General features: G+C 37.6%; 3 protein-coding genes. All 3 read left to right on the forward strand.

The window, feature by feature from the left end:
* Positions 1-1,785: colicin E3/pyocin S6 family cytotoxin (locus tag Q0340_RS08385; RefSeq protein WP_298082937.1), on the forward strand; the 1,785-nt coding region annotated here is incomplete at its 5' end.
* On the forward strand, positions 1,782-2,510 hold the full coding sequence (locus tag Q0340_RS08390) for a hypothetical protein (RefSeq protein ID WP_298082938.1): 729 nt from the start codon (positions 1,782-1,784) through the stop codon (positions 2,508-2,510). The genes Q0340_RS08385 and Q0340_RS08390, both read left to right, overlap by 4 nt.
* Positions 2,511-2,586: 76 nt before the next feature.
* Positions 2,587-3,000 (forward strand): hypothetical protein, encoded by a 414-nt coding sequence (locus Q0340_RS08395; protein ID WP_298082939.1) that lies wholly within the window; start codon positions 2,587-2,589, stop codon positions 2,998-3,000.
* Positions 3,001-3,416: the final 416 nt, after the last annotated feature.

The following is a 3,416-nucleotide window of genomic DNA, read 5'->3' on the forward strand; positions in this document are numbered from 1 at the left end:
AGATTAAAAACAGATACCCTAACTTTTTCAAATTTAAGCAACACCAGATACGACAAATCAAATTCTTTAAGCATAGGAACTAATTATGCTTTTAAAGATCCGCAACAGGGAGAGGGAGGCGGAAGTAAAGATGGAGGTATCCAAGATAAAGAGAGCACCGCAGGATCAAACGCCTTTAGCTCAAATCAAATGAGCGGTATGCAAGCAAGCAGTACAGATATGAGCGTAGGAAAGGATGGCAAGAACACTCAATCTAAAGATAGCGCTACCGACCCTAAGTCTAAAATTTCATCGATTAACTACTCTAATAATAGAAACCTATCCTACTATATGAGTAAAAGCTTAGCTACTATAGGAAAAGGAGAGCTTATAGTAGGAGATAAAGATATAAGCTCTTTAAGCAAAGATGAGCTTGCTTCTTTACAATCCGATCCTAACAATAAGGCTCTATACAACTCAGACGATCTTAGAAGATTAAATAGAGACAGCTCCAAGCTAAGCAAAGAGCTATACTCCACCAAGCTAAACTCTAACGTTGATGCGAGCGTAGATATGAGATTGTTTAGCGAAGGGGGAAGGAATGAGATAAAGGATGAGCTTAATAGGGGTAGCGCGATATACGAAGCTATAAATTTAATAGCCACTACTGAGAATGCGAAAGCCTATAAAATATTTGACTATATAGGGGACTTTGTTAGCGGATACGATAAAGACAGTATGTCGCTTGCGGCAAATCTTGACGTGTTAAACGATCCTAGCGCCGATATATTTAAAAAGCAACGAGCCGCACAGGATATAGCAAATCAAATGGGGGTAAAGGTTAAATTTGCTAATCTAAATAGAGGAAGCGGAGGAAAATTTAACTCAGACGATCCGAATTCCATATATATCAATACGAAGCACATTAGCAATGCGAAAGAATTTATGACATCTTTGCGACACGAGCTCGTTCATCGCAGCGATAATAAACGAGGTACTTTCATACCTAAAGATCCCGCGCAAAATCAATTCGCTACCAACTATGCCCTAGGCATGCTAAGCATGTCGGAAAAGGCTTTAAGATTAAACGGCAGAAGCCTTAACGACTATTCGCCTAAAGTAAATCCTAACGACAAAACCGTCGTAGCCGATACCAAATACTTTTACTCGCTGGATCAGAGGAAGAGTGATGATGCTGCTGTGGCAGCTGTTCTGCCTATTATAGAGGCAGCCTCCGCTTCTATCTTTTTTATTAAAACTAGACAGTTATCAAAAGATTTTGGAAATTGGTTAATAAACTGGTATGAAGGTGATCAATACAATGCCTACTGGAATTATCCTGGAAAATATCCTGATAATGGCGGCACTACAAAGGAACGATCAAACATAAATTATGATAGAATTCTAAACGATTTAGAAAACAAAAATATACAGGCAAGAAGCTGGGACAAAAATGATCATATAAAAATATTCCCTAAAAATAGAGAAGAAAAACTACCATACACTCAAATTCCTCAATCGCCTATAAAACCTGAATTAACGATCGGCGGCGGAGTGCAGCTACAAAAAGAGCGCGGAGGACGCCCTTACACTCACGTACCTCAATCGCCTATAAAACCGGAGCTAACGATCGGCGGTGGATTAAGGAAGCGATGGAAAGACGAAAAGGGTAATATCTACGAGTGGGATTCTCGGCATGGGGCGCTAGAAAAATATGATAAGCAGGGGTGGCATTTGGGTCAATTTGACTATATAACTGGTAAACAAACTAAACCCGCGGATAAAACAAGAAGGATTCAAAAATGAAAAGCATAAAAGGTATTTTCCGCTATCTTTTTCCGGTAAGAGATGGACGGGAACTGTATGGACTTAAAATTCCAAAAGGGCAAAGCGGTCGTTTTGGAAAAGAATTTATATTCGAGCCTGAATTGATTGCGAAATCGGACGCGCAAAAACTAGATTTAAAAATAGATCCAAAGCTTTTAAGCGATAAGCGAATTAAATTTCATATACGCGATATGTATTATAAGACATATTATGAGATAACATCTTTCGGTATCGATGAGAGCTACGCCGATTCGCGGCAAATAGATCTCGATTTAGAAGATATAAAACAAATCGTAAAATCGGATGAAGACGATCCCTACTATGTATATAGCTATAGCTTAAACATAGAGCAGATGAGATCTTTTGGATGCATCGATATGGTTAAGCCCGGTTTTTCATACTTCTTCGAATCCACTGCTGTCCATGAAAGAATAATCAAGGCTCCAAATAGCGGCGATAAAAATATAAAAGGCTGCTATATAAATGTCTTTGATAGCGATACGGAAGCTTTTTACTTGGCGCTATTGGACGTTAAGCTGCCTTTTAGCGAAGTTGCGAAAATAGTCGCTCCGCTGAGCGTAGAGGCAAATATCCATTATTCTTATAGCCTCTCCGAAGAGCAGATTATAAAATTGGGATTTCCTGAAATTTTAAAAGAAAATGGCGGCAAAATCGACGCTCAAATATCGGTAGAGATAGTATAATCTCATAATTTAAAATTTAGCCGTTAATGGGTAATTATAGAGGTTCGGTGGGTTTGTAAATTTATGAGGAGCATAAATGACTACCATGTATGTTGGTTTTTGGTTATCTTCGGATAAATATAACTTTGATTTTTCGGACTTGATCCTAGATGAGAAGACCAATGAATATAAAATTAGTTATATAAAAAAATATAAAATCGGCGACATAGATGAAAGGCGCGGCAAGGTTAGAAATAGCTGTAGCTGGCTATGCTATACTGCCAAGAAAGAGTGCGTATTTACAAGCGATGCCTTAAAAGATTTGTATGAAATTTTAAAAGCAAACTTTGGCGATATTAAAAAGAGGATATCGGAATTAAATTTAACCGTTAATATCTATGTAGCGGTAGATACGATAGAAAAGGACGATGTTTATGCTATAGATTTTAGCAAAGAAATGATAAAAATGTGTGCCGAACTTAATGCCGAAGTGTGCGTAGATGGGATATAACAATTAGCAATGGGATCTATAATATATCGGAAAATAATTCCCATAGAGAAAGATGAAATGGCAAGCGAATTTCTAATACCCTGCTTAAAAGGTAAAAATGAATAAATTTATAAAGCAGCTTTCTTTCTTTACCCTTTTTAATCTATACAAAAACAGGAAGATCCGTCGTTGTATATGGAACAAAGGGAGAGTATGGCTACAGCCCTATATTTTTTCTACCAAACATTGCCGACGAAGGTATGGAGAAATTTAAACCAAATATACAAGGAGTAAAAAATGAAAAATAGCTTTCAACAGGCGTTTTTGACGCTGGTAACTTTGATCGCCGGCGGTCTAATGTATTGGGCATTGGATTATCGGTTTTCTCAAGATGCCGAAAGGAAAGATCCTTGCTACTATGAATATTTTAAGGTTTA

Origin of the sequence: uncultured Campylobacter sp., from assembly GCF_938045595.1 — a bacterium.
In the GTDB taxonomy this organism is placed as follows: domain Bacteria; phylum Campylobacterota; class Campylobacteria; order Campylobacterales; family Campylobacteraceae; genus Campylobacter_B.